The sequence below is a fragment of the Erysipelotrichaceae bacterium 66202529 genome (assembly GCA_017161075.1).
Taxonomy (GTDB): domain Bacteria; phylum Bacillota_I; class Bacilli_A; order Erysipelotrichales; family Erysipelotrichaceae; genus Clostridium_AQ.
The window spans coordinates 2,470,223-2,486,135 of record CP046174.1 but is presented as its reverse complement, the minus strand read 5'-3'; the positions used below and the strand labels follow the sequence as shown (position 1 = coordinate 2,486,135).

The 15,913-nt window shown below is 42.9% G+C and carries 13 protein-coding genes and 1 other RNA gene; 12 read left to right on the top strand and 2 right to left on the bottom strand.

The window, feature by feature from the left end:
* Window positions 1–436: 436 nt before the first annotated feature.
* Window positions 437–967: a hypothetical protein gene (locus tag GKZ87_11825; GenBank protein ID QSI26124.1), complete on the bottom strand. Its 531-nt coding sequence runs from the start codon at window positions 965–967 to the stop codon at window positions 437–439.
* Window positions 968–1,618: 651 nt separating this feature from the next.
* Window positions 1,619–4,249, bottom strand: coding sequence for a penicillin-binding protein (locus tag GKZ87_11820; protein QSI26123.1), 2,631 nt, complete (start codon window positions 4,247–4,249; stop codon window positions 1,619–1,621).
* A 316-nt stretch (window positions 4,250–4,565) separates the two neighbouring features.
* On the opposite strand from GKZ87_11820, the gene GKZ87_11815 reads away from it, so the two are divergent.
* From GKZ87_11815 to GKZ87_11760, 12 genes are all read left to right on the top strand, one after another.
* Window positions 4,566–4,889, top strand: a complete 324-nt coding sequence (locus GKZ87_11815; GenBank protein QSI26122.1) for a DivIVA domain-containing protein — start codon at window positions 4,566–4,568, stop codon at window positions 4,887–4,889.
* 7 nt (window positions 4,890–4,896) lie between these two features.
* Window positions 4,897–5,237, top strand: an RNA gene (gene rnpB / locus GKZ87_11810) — RNase P RNA component class B.
* A 214-nt stretch (window positions 5,238–5,451) separates the two neighbouring features.
* A complete protein-coding gene (locus tag GKZ87_11805) occupies window positions 5,452–6,396 on the top strand; it encodes a helix-turn-helix domain-containing protein (GenBank protein ID QSI26121.1) in 945 nt (314 codons plus the stop codon).
* Complete coding sequence (gene pgsA / locus GKZ87_11800) at window positions 6,365–6,970, top strand: CDP-diacylglycerol--glycerol-3-phosphate 3-phosphatidyltransferase (protein QSI26120.1); 606 nt, start codon at window positions 6,365–6,367, stop codon at window positions 6,968–6,970. The genes GKZ87_11805 and pgsA overlap by 32 nt, the downstream gene beginning before the upstream one ends.
* 2 nt (window positions 6,971–6,972) lie before the next feature.
* A complete protein-coding gene (locus tag GKZ87_11795; GenBank protein ID QSI26119.1) occupies window positions 6,973–7,434 on the top strand; it encodes a nicotinamide-nucleotide amidohydrolase family protein in 462 nt (153 codons plus the stop codon).
* A 34-nt stretch (window positions 7,435–7,468) separates the two neighbouring features.
* On the top strand, window positions 7,469–8,521 hold the full coding sequence (gene recA, locus GKZ87_11790) for a recombinase RecA (protein ID QSI26118.1): 1,053 nt from the start codon (window positions 7,469–7,471) through the stop codon (window positions 8,519–8,521).
* A 475-nt stretch (window positions 8,522–8,996) separates the two neighbouring features.
* Window positions 8,997–10,550 carry a ribonuclease Y gene (rny, locus tag GKZ87_11785; protein QSI26117.1) on the top strand — a complete coding sequence of 518 codons (1,554 nt, stop codon included), beginning with the start codon at window positions 8,997–8,999 and terminating at the stop codon, window positions 10,548–10,550.
* Window position 10,551: 1 nt separating this feature from the next.
* Window positions 10,552–11,337 (top strand): TIGR00282 family metallophosphoesterase, encoded by a 786-nt coding sequence (locus GKZ87_11780; GenBank protein QSI26116.1) that lies wholly within the window; start codon window positions 10,552–10,554, stop codon window positions 11,335–11,337.
* Between the two features lie 149 nt (window positions 11,338–11,486).
* Window positions 11,487–11,660 carry a 4Fe-4S dicluster domain-containing protein gene (locus GKZ87_11775; GenBank protein QSI26115.1) on the top strand — a complete coding sequence of 58 codons (174 nt, stop codon included), beginning with the start codon at window positions 11,487–11,489 and terminating at the stop codon, window positions 11,658–11,660.
* Between the two features lie 87 nt (window positions 11,661–11,747).
* The gene (gene miaB, locus GKZ87_11770; GenBank protein QSI26114.1) at window positions 11,748–13,184 is read left to right on the top strand and encodes a tRNA (N6-isopentenyl adenosine(37)-C2)-methylthiotransferase MiaB; all 1,437 of its coding nucleotides are present in this window, start codon (window positions 11,748–11,750) and stop codon (window positions 13,182–13,184) included.
* A 497-nt stretch (window positions 13,185–13,681) separates the two neighbouring features.
* A complete protein-coding gene (locus GKZ87_11765) occupies window positions 13,682–13,843 on the top strand; it encodes a hypothetical protein (protein QSI26113.1) in 162 nt (53 codons plus the stop codon).
* A gap of 409 nt (window positions 13,844–14,252) precedes the next feature.
* On the top strand, window positions 14,253–15,911 hold the full coding sequence (locus GKZ87_11760) for an RNase J family beta-CASP ribonuclease (GenBank protein QSI26112.1): 1,659 nt from the start codon (window positions 14,253–14,255) through the stop codon (window positions 15,909–15,911).
* The last annotated feature ends 2 nt before the right edge of the window (window positions 15,912–15,913 follow it).

Sequence of the window (15,913 nt, the reverse complement as noted above, 5' to 3'; positions counted from 1 at the left end):
TCCACCCTATACATAATCATTATAAACTATTTTTAAAAATTGTAAACAAATAAAATACGATTAAGCTAAAAAGCCATAAGACTTAAACTGCGATTAGAATGTTAGTATATGAGCAATTTCTCACAAGACGTGCCATGCAGAGAAATTTAATATGATTTTTACAGTATCTATCTGTTAAATTTGAAAAGGGATATATATTATCTGTATGAGGGTGCTTTATATCGATGGTTAATTATAAACCATTTTACAACATTTATCTGGTTAAAGAATGTTTTATAATTTGATTTCCTAAAAAACTTTATGCCTTGCATTATTCATATTTTAATAAAACAGAGCATAAAAAAACACACTATTTTTGTAAAGTTTATAGCATGTTTTTTTACTATGGATTTAATCCAATGTCTATTTTAGATTATATACACATATATTAAGATGTTTAATTAGTCATGCAAAGTTCCCACATAGGTTTAGCGTATACCCAGGTGTTTACATATGTAGAAGCATTCTTTTTGATTTTTATAAGAACACTGTCCGTAGGAGCATCTACCCCGTATATTTTAAATACAAAATCATATTTGAAACTACTACCATGGTTAAATATAAAGTGATCTCCAACTTTAAAAACTTGATTTGATGTTATATAACCATCAGACGTAGTTTTCGTAAGAGGATATGCTGGAATCCAATTTCCTAATTGATTACACCAAATTCTATCTCCAGCAGCATCAACTTTGTCTACTTTGAAATAAATCCAAGAAAATATGTCTCCTACATGTGGATTTTGAAAAGTACCATAACTACCAACTTGCATTACTTGATCTTCACATGCTTTTTTAGTTGAATACGTTTCACATGTACTATTTTCCCCAGAAGTATTTTCTTTTACTGTTGCAGCGTTAACACTTATATTGGAATATGCTGTGAATAACAAAAAAGCTGAAACAAATGATAAAATAATTTTTTTCATATTAACCTCTTTCTGTACAGAGTAGTGTTAAAATATGAGTTATGTAAAGATATGTGTATATATCCCACCCTATACAAACAAATAATATACTATTTTTAAAGAAAAGTAAAGTGATATTAAAACATAAAATGTAAGAGTAGAAAAAGTTATTGTTCATAGCTGTATAAGAAAAAATTTATATGCTATCCTATATGTATGATTAAGATGATTTTATGACAGTTGAATTTTATTTATCATATAAAAAATAAGCATCATTTCATAATAAAATTCATTATCTAGACACAGAAATCATTCAAAAAGTTGTTAACTCTATCATCTATGAAAATTATAGTTATATGTAAGTATGAATAAAGATGTCTTGCTGTTTTTTTATGTGCAAGATATGAGTCAAAATAAAAAGGTGATAAATGAGGATAATACAAAAAGTGATTAATTTTCTGAATATATTTTACATATATAAAAGGAGTAATTTGTTCATTTTCCGAACTTTATTACTCCTTTTTGAAATACCAAAATTATCTAGATACGTTTTCACTAAACACAATGATAGTTGAGAGTCCACTTTTCTTATTTCTGTAAAAGTAAATGAGTGCAGATGTTTGATTTCCAACATTCTAATTTCATGCTATAATCAATACTTTGCTTTGTTAACTAATTGTTCTGTGAAGTATCGGGATTTGGTGTTGTAGCGGTGCCGTTATTGGTATCGTCTCCGGTGCCGGTATCCGGCGGAGTTGTTTGTACAGGAGAGCTGATGCAGTTTTGTACGGCCGTATTTATTGCAGCGGTAGCCGCATCAATTTGTTCCTGCGTACTTTCTTTATTTGCGAGCACACTGTTTCCGATACTGATGGCGCTTTGCAAGGCCGCAACCTTATCACTTTGATATTTGGTGGTATCTACATAGCCCTGAGCACTATTCAAGGCGGAGCTTAATGCCGATGTATCCGTCTGTGGTGTTTCCTCTTTCTTGACCAGTCCCTGCATAGCGGATTCCAGAGCGCTTCTTGCTGCGTCGATCTGTTCCTGCGTAGCGGCAGAGTTTTGCATTACCTTTCTTGCCGCATCCAGAGCTTCCTTCAGCTTGGCATAGCTGTCAGCTGTATAATCATCGGCATTCATGCCCTCTGCACTGGATATGGCTGCCTCCAGCTTACTGCTTGTGACATTGGCATTTTCCTCAGTCATCGGGTTGTTCTTGGCAGCTGATGAGAGCCATTCTGTTTTGATAAGACCGCCGCCATAGGAGCTGATACCATCCGGCTGCTGAATGCGTACAGCATTCGAGCTGATGGTATCGAGCATGGATTTATTGATCCATCCTGGAATATTCAATCTAATCATATCCATGGTGAAGTAGGCACCTTCCTTGGCGGTGTCAAAGCCTGACCAGGTGGCTATCGTATATTCACTTGTATAATTGACCATCCATTCATCCTTCATAGCTGTTTGAGGAATACCGTATTGCAATCCTGAATCGCCCCAGTCACTGGTACCGGTCTTACCATAAACAGGGTAGGCACCAAAGCCCAGAGAGCCCATCAGGTTCTCACCCTTTGTTTTTCCGTTGACTGCCTTATACAGCAGATCACTCATCATATAGGCTGCCTGTTCGGATAAGATTCGCGTCTTTTTCGGTTTATTATCAAAGGTGCGGGATTCATCCTTATATTCCACCTTTGTGACCATATGAGGCTCAATGTAGTAACCGCCGTTCGCAAATGCGGCATAGGCAGCTGCCATCTGGTTCGTGGATGCCATCATATCAGCGCCACCGATAGCATACTGCAGATTGAAATTATCAGCGACCTTTTCACTGATGCCGGCATCCTTCAGATACTGAATCATGGCATCCTGCCCTTCGCTATCGATCAACGCCTGCAGGGACTGTACGGCAATCGTATTCAAGGATTTGGAAATAGCACGTTCTAAAGAAACCTTTCCATAGAAATTGCCATCGGAGTTCTGTACCGTCCAGCCCGGGATGCTTAACTGCTTGTCATCCATGACACGAGAGGTCGCCCATCCCAGCTTATCAAAGGTCGGTGCATAATCCAGCAACGGCTTGATGGTAGATCCGGTACTCTTTTCTTCCTTGAATCGATTCAGATAGGTTTTGGATTCCACATCGCCCCGACCACCGGACACGGCAACGATTTCACCGGTCTGATTGTTTAATACGGTAAAACCTATCTGGAAGTTACTATCATCAAAGAACTGAATGGATTCACCGCTGGATAATTCATTTGCTTTATTCTGTGCATTGATATCCAGAGAGGTGTAGATTTTCATTGGTACCAGTGCCGGATCCTCTCCGGTCAGCTGCTTCACCTCTTCTACCGCCTCATATGCAAAATCATAATACTTTTCATTTCCGGCAGAGGATTTTTTCTTTTCCCCGGTCAGCTGGAAGGCCAGCTTTGTATTTTTCGCCAGATTGTACTCTGTTTCTGTAATATAGCCATGATTCAGCATCAGATTCAGCGTTTCATTTCTTCTCTCACTTGCATACGCATAGAAATTGCTTTTGGTATCCTTATCATATCCGCGATAGGGATTATAGCTGTTCGGTGCATTGATCACCCCGGCCAGAAACGCACTCTCCGCAAGATTGAGATCCTCAACATTTTTTCCAAAATAATATTCCGCACCCTTCTGTATACCGCGGGAACTGTCACCGAAATTGATTTCGTTCAGATATTTCGTAATAATATCCTCTTTTGATAAATCCTTTTCCAGACTCATACTCATGTAGATTTCCTGGATTTTACGCTCAATCTTTTCTAGGGAGGAATATGCTTTTCCTTCCTTTTTAGCTTTATCCTCCTCCGGCTTCATGATGAAATTATCAATCGTCTGCATCGTCAGCGTAGAGCCGCCCTGTGCAAAGCTTCCGGATTTTACATTGAATAACGCACTGGATATAAAACGGGGAAGATCAAAGCCGTTATGGGAGAAATAACGGGAATCCTCGATTGCCAGAAAGGCATCGATCGTTGATTGGGGAATCTGCTGGTAGGTGACATTCTCCCGGCTGACACCGCCCCATTCATAAATTTTTGTACCGTCTGCGGCATAAATCGTTGAAGGCTCCCGGTTGACGATTTTATCTGCCAGATCATCCGTATCCACAGAGCCGACGATTGTGCTCAGCATGAAGAATACGGAAACACCTCCAACCAGTACCAGTGCTAGAAAAACGATGACAATGCTGCGGAAAATCCTTCCGCCACCCTGGCCTGATTTCTTACGGCCTGCTTTTGGCTGTTGCTTCTTATCCATAATGATGATTCCTCCTTAGTCGTATCGCTTGCACGCGAAAGAAAACGTGTCTGATAATTAAAGTTATGATTGTGTATTTACACATCCTATATCATAATCTACTATAAACAATTTTACAAACGATTTCCACTGCTTTAAGAAAATCGTTTGAATTTTCACATAGAATTCACATCGTCCTATGTCTGCATAGTGTACCAAAGACAACCTTATAATAATATGTGCGATTGTCGAACGATAGGAAAGCGTGCGATTGTGCAAATTTCCCTTGCTTTTTTTTAGAAATTCTGAGAAACTATGTAGGTGGAAGGTGAAATTCATGGAAAAAAGATTCAAGTTAAAAGTGGAAGATGTATTGAATAAACAGTTTAATATAGATTTCAAGGGCTATTCATCTGTGGAAGTGGATGAGTTTCTGGATCTTGTCATCAATGACTATCAGGAATATGATGCCATGATTGAGAATCTGGGAGAGCGTCTGCAGGAGTATGAAAAGCAGGTCGCTGCCATGAAGGCAAAAATCATTGAGCTGGAAGGGAAGCAGGGGGCTGTTCAGGAGGAAAGCAATGCCACAGGCGGCAATGTGGATATTCTGAAGCGTCTGACCCGTCTGGAAAACGCGGTATTTGCCAGTAAAAAATAAACTGCTTCTTCTGCGGCAGTCGCTGGCCATAAGGTCAGAGGAAAGTCCATGCTCGCACATTCTGTGACGAATGTAGTGTTTGTGCTGGATGAAACGATAAATCCAGGCAGCGTAAGCTGACGGCTGGAGAAGGCCTGTGGCGAAAGCTATGGCGGACTCCTTTAAAAGTGCCACAGAGACGAGCTTTCCGGGAAACCGGAAAGATGGAACGGGTAAACCCCGCAAGCGAGAAACCCAAATTTGGTAGGGGAATCTGATCACGGCGAAACGAAGCCAGTGGTCGGAACGTGTTGTCACGTAGATAAATGACTGCCACTCCTTACGGAGTACAGAACATGGCTTATGCAGTGGAAGCAATCAGCGAAGGCGCTTGTCCTTCGCTTTTTCATAATTTTACAGGATAACCGGGTTTGGAAAAGCAGGATTTATGGGATAAAAAAGTGAAAGACGAATTTTGTGAACGATTCATTTACATAAAAGAATTTGACTGATATAATAATAGGGATTATAGAATCTGTTCATACTGATATGTGACAAGTAAACGTAAATAAAGAGGTGCTCTATGGAAGAAATCGGTAGACTGTTAAAAGAAAAGAGACTAGAGCTGGGGCTGACAATCGAAGAAGTAAGCGATCAGACACGCCTGACTCAGAAACATATAAAAGCGCTGGAGGAGGGAGACATCAGCTTTTTTCATGATGATCTGTCCTATCTGCGCTTCTTTGTGAAATCCTATTGCGATGTGCTGGGGATTGATTTTGACGATATTAAGGATGAGCTTCGCAAGGATGTCAATGATTATACGATGACCTTTACAACCTCAACGCAGCTGAATCATGAGGAAATCGAAAAAAATGTAGCGAAGTCAGAAAAGCTGAGTAAGGTTACAACAGCGAATGTGAAAACGCGGCAGAAGCGACGGTTCCGCAAGCCGGATATGTCGCTGGTATCCCTGATTGCCATTGTGGCAGTGGTTGCCATTGTTATCATGTTTGCCTTTGTTGTCTTTCTGAAGTCGGATGCCGGAAAGGGCAAGACAGCGAACAATGCGCAGCCGACGGCTCCGCAGCAGACGGAAAACGGAGAAAACAATTATCCAAGCAGCAGTGAAAAAGAAAAGGAAGAAGAGCAGCAGAAGGAAGAACAAAAGGAAATCAGTATTTCCAAAACGGATGCGACGCATTATACCATCGAAAATCTGAAGGATGGAGACGAGCTGAAGTTTGAGGTTACCTTTGCGGGAAGTTCTTCCGGCTTTAGTGCAAGCGTGGATGGCAAGGTGCTGGATGAGCCAAAGGCACAGGTATATGATTACCAGTCCTCTGCCAAGGGAAGCGTACCGGTGAAAAAGGGAATGAAGCTGGAGCTTTATGTTGGCTATATGTACAATACACAGTTGAAAATCAACGATAAAAATGTGAAGCTGGATGATTCCATTGTGAATTCCAGCGGTGCAATCACACTGGAGTTTACGATTGCAGGTGACAGCGATGAATCTTCCAAATAAGCTGTCATTGTTCCGCATCATTCTGGTACCGGTGATTGCCTGTATCTATCTGTTTACCGATATGCGGGAAGCCTTTGGCGTGGATGTGAACGGTCAGCATATCGCTGTCAGTATGACGGCATTGCTTGTTCTGGTTTTGTTTGCACTTGCCAGCTTTACGGACTATCTGGACGGACATATTGCAAGAAAGTACAATCTGATTACCTCCTTTGGAAAATTTATCGATCCGATTGCGGATAAGCTGCTGGTAAATACGATGTTTATCCTGTTTGCGGTTGATGGTGTGGTACCTGCCTTATTCGTGCTGCTTATGATCTGGCGCGATATGATTGTGGACGGTCTTCGTATGAATGCCAGTGCGAAGGGCAAGGTTGTGGCTGCCGGAATGATGGGAAAGGCCAAGACTGTGCTGCAGATGTTTGCCATTATCTTTCTGCTGTTGAATAATCTGCCATTTGCGCTTGTATCACTTCCGGTTGCGGATCTTCTGTTTTATGCAGCCGTAGCGGTTTCGGTGGCGAGCGGTGTTGATTATTTCCTGAAGCTGAAGGATATCGTTATGGAGACGATGTAGATATGAAAGCGTTAATTGAACGGTTGAAGCGCGACGGACTGACGATAGGAAGCTGTGAAAGTCTGACAGCCGGTCTGTTTGCGAGCACAATAGCAGAAGTCAGTGGTGCTTCTGCTGTTTTAAAAGGCGGCATTATTACCTATTGGACGGAATGCAAGGTCAATGTTGTACATGTCAGTGAGGAAGTTGTACGGCAATACGGTGTTGTGAGTGCTCAATGTGCCAGAGAAATGGCGGAAAAGGCGAGAGTGCTGCTGGATGTGGATGTGTGCGTTTCCTTTACCGGAAATGCCGGCCCGGATACCATGGAGGGAAAACCGGCCGGATTGGTGTATTGCGCGATTGCAGATCATACCCATACAAAGGTATATGAATTCCAGCTCGCACAAAAACGCAACGCACTGCGAAAAGAGTTAGTGGAAGAAATGGGCAGACAGGTCATCCGTTTTCTGGATGATGCGTAAGTAGCCCTTATGACATAAAAATAAGGAGAGACGAATGGAAAAAGAGAAAAAGTCCCAGGATAAGGACACAAAGAAAAAGGATCTGCTGGATGATACGCTGAAGCAGATTGAGAAGCAGTTTGGAAAAGGCTCCATTATGAAGCTGGGAGATCGTGCGGCAGTGGAAATCGATGCGATATCCTCTGGCTCGATCAAGGTGGATGAGGCACTGGGAATCGGCGGATATCCAAAAGGAAGAATCGTGGAAATCTATGGCCCGGAATCAAGCGGTAAGACAACGCTGGCACTGCATGCCATTGCCGAGGTACAGAAAAAGGGCGGCCGTGCTGCATTCATCGATGCTGAGAACGCCATTGATCCGACCTATGCAAAGAATCTGGGAGTCAATATTGATGATTTGATACTTTCTCAGCCGGACAGTGGTGAGCAGGCGCTGGATATTACGGAAATGCTGATCAAAAGCGGTGCGATCGATCTGGTGGTTGTCGATTCCGTGGCGGCTCTGGTTCCGCAGGCAGAGCTGGACGGTGAGATGGGGGATGCCAACGTTGGTCTGCAGGCACGTATGATGTCCAAGGCAATGCGGAAGCTGAGCGGTATCATGAACCGCAGCGAATGTACGGCGATTTTTATTAACCAGCTGCGTGAAAAGGTTGGTATCATGTTTGGTAATCCGGAAACCACACCGGGTGGTCGAGCATTGAAGTTTTATTCCTCTGTGCGTCTGGATATCCGACGCAGTGAGGCAATCAAAAACGGTACCGATATCATCGGAAACAAGGTCAACGTCAAGGTGGTTAAAAATAAGGTGGCCCCTCCATTTAAGGTGGCACAAATCGAAATCATGTACGGTGAGGGTATTTCCTATGTGGCAGAGCTGCTTGATTTATGCGTGGATCATGATATCGTTATGAAAAGCGGCGCATGGTTCTCCTATAATGGTGAAAAAATTGGACAGGGGAAGGAAGCAGCAAAAACCTTTATTAAGAACAACCCTGCATTGATGGCAGAGCTGGGAGAAAAGCTGAAGGAAAAGACGGCCCCGCAGAAGGCTGAGGCTGTTGAGGATAAAAAGGAAGCGGCATAGCAAACAGCACGTATGTGTAAAAAAGCAGAATCCATAGCATGAACGATAGGGATGAACGGATGGAAAAGCTCATGACTCATCCTTTTGATTATGAAATACCCTGCAAGGTAAGAAGCTGGTGTTGTCATACTCCTTTGAAACAGGGGTTCGTAAGTCCGTATGTTCAGTCCTTCGTATATTAAGCGGCTGCTGAACGGAGCGGCAAATCGAAGCTGCGTAAGTCAGAGCTTGCTTGATCAAAGTGCAGGATATCTGCTTTCTTTCTATGAATAAAACGTAGGCGATGGTTAAAATCGCCTACGTTTTCAGCAGTTTCAGATAGAAGCTTCTTTTTTATCCAAATATGGAAACACTTACATAAATTCACGCATTTTTGTGAAAAGTGCGCTTTTTTGTTGAGAAAAGTGTGAAAATTATGTACAATATAATACAGAAGAGAAAACTCTTCAAGAAAGACGAATGGAGGAATTGTGGTATGGATAATCCACTTATCATCTTTTTGTCTGTGTTGACAGGTCTTGTCGTTGGAATTGTAATCATGGTGATTATATCCAAGGCGGGTTTAAATAAAGATCAGCAAAAGGCATCCATGCTGCTGAAGGAAGCGGAATCAAAAGCCGATTCCGTTGTTAAGCAGGCAGTGCTGGATGGTCGTACACAAGCTCATGAACTAAAGATTGCGGCTGAAAAGGAAATTAAGGAACGCAAGCAGGAAGTTACCGATATGGAAAACAAACTGCTGCGCAGAGAGGATAACCTCAATTTCCGTGATGAGACATTGACCAGCAAGGAAAAGCAGATTGATGTTAAGAGCGCGCAGTTAGCTGACAAAATGGCAATGCTAGATAAAAAAGATAAAGAATTACAGGAAAAAATCGATGTGCAGGTGGAGGAGCTGGAGCGTGTGGCTTCCCTGACAACTGCCGAGGCGAGAGAAGAACTGATGGCCATCACAGAGAAGCGTATGGAAAAAGAAACGATGGCGTATATTAAAGAAAAAGAAGAAGAAGCAAAATCCATTGCGGATGAAAAGGCACGCAATATCGTTGCCCTCAGTATTCAGCGGATTTCCTCTGATGAGGCAGTGGATCGCACGGTTTCCGTTGTTTCCCTGCCAAGTGAGGAAATGAAGGGCAGAATCATCGGACGTGAGGGTAGAAACATCAAGGCGATTGAACAGGCGACTGGTGTTGATCTGATTATTGATGATACGCCGGAAACGATTACTGTTTCCTGCTTTGATCCTATCCGCAGAGAGGTGGCACGACTTGCTCTGGAGCATCTGATTAAGGATGGACGTATCCAGCCGGGACGTATTGAAGAAGTTGTGCACAAAATCAAGAAGGAAATGGATACCAGCATCATGAAGACCGGAGAGGATACGGTATTCAAGCTGGGAATTGGTAGAATCGACCGCGAAATCATCCGTTTGATTGGACGCTTGAAATATCGCTTCTCCTATGGGCAGAATGCATTGCAGCACAGTATGGAGGTTGCGCATCTGGCTGGGATGATGGCAGCGGAGCTGGGATTAAACCAGCAGCTGGCAAAGCGTGCAGGACTACTGCATGATATTGGAAAGGCTCTGGACTTTGAAGTGGAAGGAAGCCATATTGAGCTCGGCTACAAGTTTTGTAAAAAGCATGGCGAGCGCGAGGTAGTGCTGAACGCCATCCAGTCTCACCATGGTGAAGTGGAACCGCAGTTTTTGATTTCCAATCTGGTAATCGCAGCGGATACGATTTCCGCAGCACGTCCGGGTGCCCGCTATGAAGCACTGCAGAACTATATTAACCGTCTGGAGGAGCTTGAGAAAATCACGAAATCCTTTGACGGTGTAGACAGTGCCTATGCAATTCAGGCAGGACGTGAGGTTCGTGTCATGGCAGTACCGGAAAAGATGGATGATCTGGGATGTCACAAGCTGGCACGCGATATCAAGGATAAGATCGAAGCAGAGCTTACATATCCGGGACAGATCAAGGTGACAGTCATTCGTGAAACAAGAGCCTGCGAACTGGCGAAGTAATATGAATATACTGTTTCTCGGCGATATCGTCGGCTCTGTAGGAAGAGAGAGTGTGAAGGAGCATCTGCCGCAGCTGAAGGAACGCTACAATATTGATCTTGTTGTTGCCAATGCTGAAAATTCGGCACATGGCAAGGGAATTACCAGAAAAATCTATCATCAGCTCCTTGCTATGGGGGTTGATGTATGCACGATGGGAAATCATACATTTTCCAAGAATGATATTTACCAGTTTATCGAAGAGGCGGACCGTATGGTGCGCCCTGCCAATATGGAGCCGCTGGAATATGGCCAGCATACCGTGGTGGTCAAGGTCAACGGCATGCGGGTTTCCATTTCCAATCTGTGCGGAGAGGTCTGGATGAACAATGTTGTTGATTCACCATTCTTCTGTATGGAGGATATCCTGAATGATATCGATGCTGATGTTTATCTGGTAGATTTGCATGCGGAAACGACAAGTGAAAAAATCGCCTTCACATATCATTTTGCCGGCAGGGTACAGGCTGTTGTGGGAACACATACGCATGTACAAACCGCAGATGAGCGCCTGGTATATGGAACAGCGGCGATTACCGATTTGGGTATGTGCGGTGCCTATACGAGTGTGCTGGGGCGTGATGTAAATGAGATACTGACACGCTTTACAACCGAAGAAAAAACGAAGTTTAAAATTGCAGAGGGCCCTGGAATTCTGTGCGGTGCTGTGGTACAAATTGATGAAGCCACAAGAAAAGCAGTGCATATTGAGCGTATCCAGATTCGCCCTGCGGATGTAGAATGCTGAAAGCCGTGAATACACGGCTTTTTCTTACCCCAAACAGCAGTATTTCACTGTGAAGAATGTAGAAAAATTCACATCTTTTTCATAGTGAAATGCTTGCACTGCGTCGGGTATATGGTATAATAGAAGAGGTTGTAAAGGAGGAATAAACAATGGCAGTTAAAGTAGATGTAGATACTTGCATCGGTTGTGGTGCATGTGTAGGTGTTTGCCCAGTTGGTGCTCTGAGCATGAATGATGAGGGTAAATCCGTATGTGATGAAGGAACTTGTATTGACTGTGGTTCATGCGTAAGCGCATGTCCAGTTTCTGCAATCTCTCAGTAAACCAAGCCAATCAGCTTGGTTTTTTTAGGTATATCCGCCATCAAGGAATGGCGTTTTATAAATAGAAGAAAGATAGGAGCAGTAGTTATGAAAAAACAACCGGGATGGGCACTTCCCAATCTGAAGGATGCTCAGGTGAGAACAACAAAAGAGGCTGTCATTGAGAAATCGCTGTTTCAGATGCCGGAACAAATTCGCATGCTGGGACAGGGGAAAAAATATTATTTGCGTACATATGGCTGTCAGGCGAATGAACGTGACAGTGAAACCCTGGCAGGAATTTTGGAGGAAATGAATTTTACTGCTGTGGAGCATCCGCAGGATGCCGATCTGATACTGATGAACACCTGTGCAATCCGTAAAAATGCAGAGGATAAGGTGCTTGGAGAAATCGGCTCCTTAAAGCGGTTAAAAAGAAATAAGCCGGATTTACTATTTGGCTTATGTGGCTGCATGGCACAGGAAGAGGATGTCGTGGCTACATTGCTGGAGAAATACCGCCATGTAAATCTGATTTTCGGCACACACAACATTCATCGTCTGCCGGAGCTTCTCTATGATGTTATGGTTCATGGAAAGCGCAGTGTTGAGGTATTGTCCAAGGAAGGTGATGTCATAGAAAATCTTCCGGTACGCCGCTTTGGCAGGCATAAGGCATGGGTAAATATCATGTACGGCTGCGATAAATTCTGTACCTACTGTATCGTTCCATATACCAGAGGAAAAGAGCGTTCCCGTCTGATGGAGGATATTTTGGAAGAGGTTCGTGTTTTGAAGCAGGACGGCTTCAAGGAGATTACATTGCTGGGGCAAAATGTCAATTCCTATGGTAAGGATCTGCATATGGAAGGCGGTTTTGCGAAGCTTCTGGAGGAGACGGCAAAAACAGGAATCGAACGAATTCGCTTTACAACGAGTCATCCTTGGGATTTTAGTGATGAAATGATTGATGTGATTGCCCGTTATGACAACATCATGCCGTTTATCCATCTCCCTGTACAAAGCGGTGACAGTGATATTTTAAAGATTATGGGCAGGCGCTATACAAGGGAACAGTACCTGACGCTCTTTCATAAGATCAAGGAGCGTGTTGCGGGCTGTGCAATTTCCACTGATATTATCGTGGGCTTTCCCAATGAGACGGAGGAGCAGTTCCAGAATACGCTATCGCTGGTGGATGAATGCCAGTTTGACAATGCATTTACCTTTATTTATTCACCTAGAGAGGGAACACCGGCAGCTGCAATGGAAGACAATATCCCGCTTGCTGTCAAACAGCGCCGCCTGCAGGAGCTGAATGAACGCTGGAATCTGTATGCCCATGAAAAAAACGAGGCCTACCTTGGAAGCATCGTAAAGGTGCTGGTGGATGGTGCAAGCAAAAAGAATAAAGAGGTTTACAGCGGCTATACGGAAACAAACAAGCTGGTAAACTTTCAGCGTACCGACGCAAAACCGGGTGATATCGTTTCTGTGAAAATTACAGCGTGTAAGACATTTTCACTGGACGGAGAACAAATATAAAACGTAACTAGCACGCTAGTGAAAACGAAGTTAAAGTAATAGAACAAGGAGTTGGGAAATCGGTGGTAAAGATACCACAATCGATTTTTCAACTTTTTTTATGGAAAGTATAGGAGTGGTGAAATCAGAGGACTCCTTAACTAGGAAGTAAATTAAGAAACGCAACATAATCATATCGATATATGTGAGGGAATACCTGTACGTGCTATATGCGAACAGAGAAATGCAGTCACATAGTTTGCATACAATATACAGTGAAATACAGTGAAAGAATGCTTGTAACTGCCTACAGATTTTTTCGTAGCGTATGAGCTTTGCCAATTCTACGCTTTCCCCTGATGCTCATTCTCATTCACTGCTTCTCCTTGTACTGAAAAACGCCAGGAAAGCATTGACAGATCGCTATGAATAAAATACAATTTAATTAGATATAGCAGACAGTAAGTATTCCTATCTATATGTGATTCATAATCGATTGTGAAAGAAAGGAGAAACTTATGGAACAGGATAAAAAAAAGAAGGATATGAAAAAGAATGTAGACGCCTATAATCGTATGTATGGAAGCTTTCTGGAATCGATGGATTCTGTACAGAAATTCTTTTTGGGCTTTTCTATCATCGTTATCATACTTCTAGTACTCTATTTTATTTTTAGATAATGAAAGGTGTCCTATGCTTGCTATCCAGTAAATGTAGGAGGCTGCTCACCGCTATGTTTGATCATATGAGCTTTTCAATCGAAAACAGATAGCTTGTGCTTGGTTAAAAGTTTTCTATCCCCTATATAATGGGGTCGTATAGGGGGATTGTATTCGTCTGTATGTTCTAATGCATGGGTTCAGCGATTTACTTTGCTGCTGAAAAAGTGAGAAATCACTTTTTTTCTTGCGAAAATATGATAAAATAGGTCGTATGGGCGTAAATTTCTTAACAGAAGGGCATATTTTTGTTTTTTTTCCAGGAACTGATGGTATAATAGGATTAGTTTATCATGGGGTTCTATATATTCCTTATTGAATAGAAATACGATCATCATAATAACAATAGAAAAACGGAGGTATTTAGATTATGGATCAAGTACGCATTTTTGCGCTTGGCGGACTTGACGAAAACGGAAAGAATATGTACGTTGTCGAAGTCAATGAAGCCATATTTATTATTGAAGCCGGATTGAAGTATCCGGAATCCGATCAGCTGGGAGTGGAATTCATCATACCGGATTTTTCCTATCTGATCCAAAACAAGGAACGTGTTAAGGGTATTTTCATCACGCATGCGCATGATGATGTTGTAGCGGCCCTGCCATATCTGTTGAAGCAGATCAACGTTCCTGTGTATACCGGAAACCTGACAGCAAATATCATTCACGATATGCTGAAAAAGGAAGGTATCAAGAATGTGAAAATTCACCGTATGAAACGTGCCAGCAAGCAGACCATCGGTGGTGTAAAGGTAAGAACCTTCCCGATGACGCATGCCTTCCCGGATAATTTCGGTCTGGCGATTGCAACGGATCAGGGCTATATCGTCTATACAGGTGAATTTATCATTGATTACGATATGCTGCAGCAGGAGTATCTGTGCGATCTGAATGAGCTGAGCGATATCGGGAAACGCGGCGTTTTGTGTCTGCTGAGTGAATCGCAGTCCGCAGACCGTGTCGGGCATACGGCGCCAAAGCATCGCATCACCAATCTGATTGAGCCGATTTTTGAAGCGAGTCACAGCCGCATTCTGATTTCATCCTATTCCCAGAGTCTGTTTCGCATCATAGAAATCATTGAGCTGGCTAAGAAATACAACCGGAAGATTTTCTTCCATGATAAGGGAATGCGTGAGCTGCTGCATCAGCTGGAGCTTGTGAAATACTATCAGGTTCCAAGAGAGATGGAGGTCAAGGAAAAGGATTTTCGTGACGATATGGAGGATGTTGTCGTACTGATCACCGGAAACGGTAAAAATTTGTTCCGAACGATGTCCAATATCGCCAACCATGAGGATAAGTTTGTCAGCTTTCGAACGACAGATACAATTATCGTTGCATCCCCGATTGTCAGTGGTACAGAGCTGGATGCCAACAGCATGGAGAATGAAATCTATAAGGAAGGCGGAAGAATTTTTACGCTGGATTCCAAAACAGTTCTGTCCATGCATCCAAGCAGTGAGGACCTAAAAATGATGCTGTATCTGTTCCAGCCGAAATATTATATTCCAGTCAAGGGAGAATACCGCCATCTATTTGTAAATGCCAATCTGGCAAGTAAGATGGGCTACTCACCGGACCGCATCCTGATTCTGGAAAACGGACAGGTTGCCCAGTTCGAGGATAAAATTTTAAAAAGTGTCGCAGAGCATCTGGAGCTTGAGGATACGCTGATTGACGGAAAAGAAAACTGGGATGTTACCGGTGTCGTTTTGAAGGATCGTGAGGTGCTGTCAACGGATGGCGTCATGATCATCGGTGTCGGTGTCAGTCATAAGACGAAGGAAGTTATTAACGGTCCAGATGTACAGACACGCGGTCTGATCTATTTGAAGGATGCGGACTACATTATCAAGGAAGTAGGAAACATCATGGAAAAATGCATTGAAACGGCAGTTAAGGAAAAACGCTATGACAATCTGACTGTGCGTGGAGAGGCTCGTGAGAAAATAAGCAAGTATCTTTCCAAGGAAACCGGAAAGCGTCCGATGGTGCTGCCGGTCATTCTGGAAATCAATATGTAGAA

Excerpts from the sequence above, each read along its gene's own strand:
- GKZ87_11820 (QSI26123.1), bottom strand. The coding sequence starts at position 4,249 with ATGGATAAGAAGCAACAGCCAAAAGCAGGCCGTAAGAAATCAGGCCAG.
- rny (QSI26117.1), top strand. The coding sequence starts at position 8,997 with ATGGATAATCCACTTATCATCTTTTTGTCTGTGTTGACAGGTCTTGTC.
- miaB (QSI26114.1), top strand. The coding sequence starts at position 11,748 with ATGAAAAAACAACCGGGATGGGCACTTCCCAATCTGAAGGATGCTCAG.
- recA (QSI26118.1), top strand. The coding sequence starts at position 7,469 with ATGGAAAAAGAGAAAAAGTCCCAGGATAAGGACACAAAGAAAAAGGAT.
- GKZ87_11815 (QSI26122.1), top strand. The coding sequence starts at position 4,566 with ATGGAAAAAAGATTCAAGTTAAAAGTGGAAGATGTATTGAATAAACAG.
- GKZ87_11825 (QSI26124.1), bottom strand. The coding sequence starts at position 967 with ATGAAAAAAATTATTTTATCATTTGTTTCAGCTTTTTTGTTATTCACA.
- GKZ87_11795 (QSI26119.1), top strand. The coding sequence starts at position 6,973 with ATGAAAGCGTTAATTGAACGGTTGAAGCGCGACGGACTGACGATAGGA.
- GKZ87_11760 (QSI26112.1), top strand. The coding sequence starts at position 14,253 with ATGGATCAAGTACGCATTTTTGCGCTTGGCGGACTTGACGAAAACGGA.
- GKZ87_11775 (QSI26115.1), top strand. The coding sequence starts at position 11,487 with ATGGCAGTTAAAGTAGATGTAGATACTTGCATCGGTTGTGGTGCATGT.
- GKZ87_11805 (QSI26121.1), top strand. The coding sequence starts at position 5,452 with ATGGAAGAAATCGGTAGACTGTTAAAAGAAAAGAGACTAGAGCTGGGG.
- GKZ87_11780 (QSI26116.1), top strand. The coding sequence starts at position 10,552 with ATGAATATACTGTTTCTCGGCGATATCGTCGGCTCTGTAGGAAGAGAG.
- GKZ87_11765 (QSI26113.1), top strand. The coding sequence starts at position 13,682 with ATGGAACAGGATAAAAAAAAGAAGGATATGAAAAAGAATGTAGACGCC.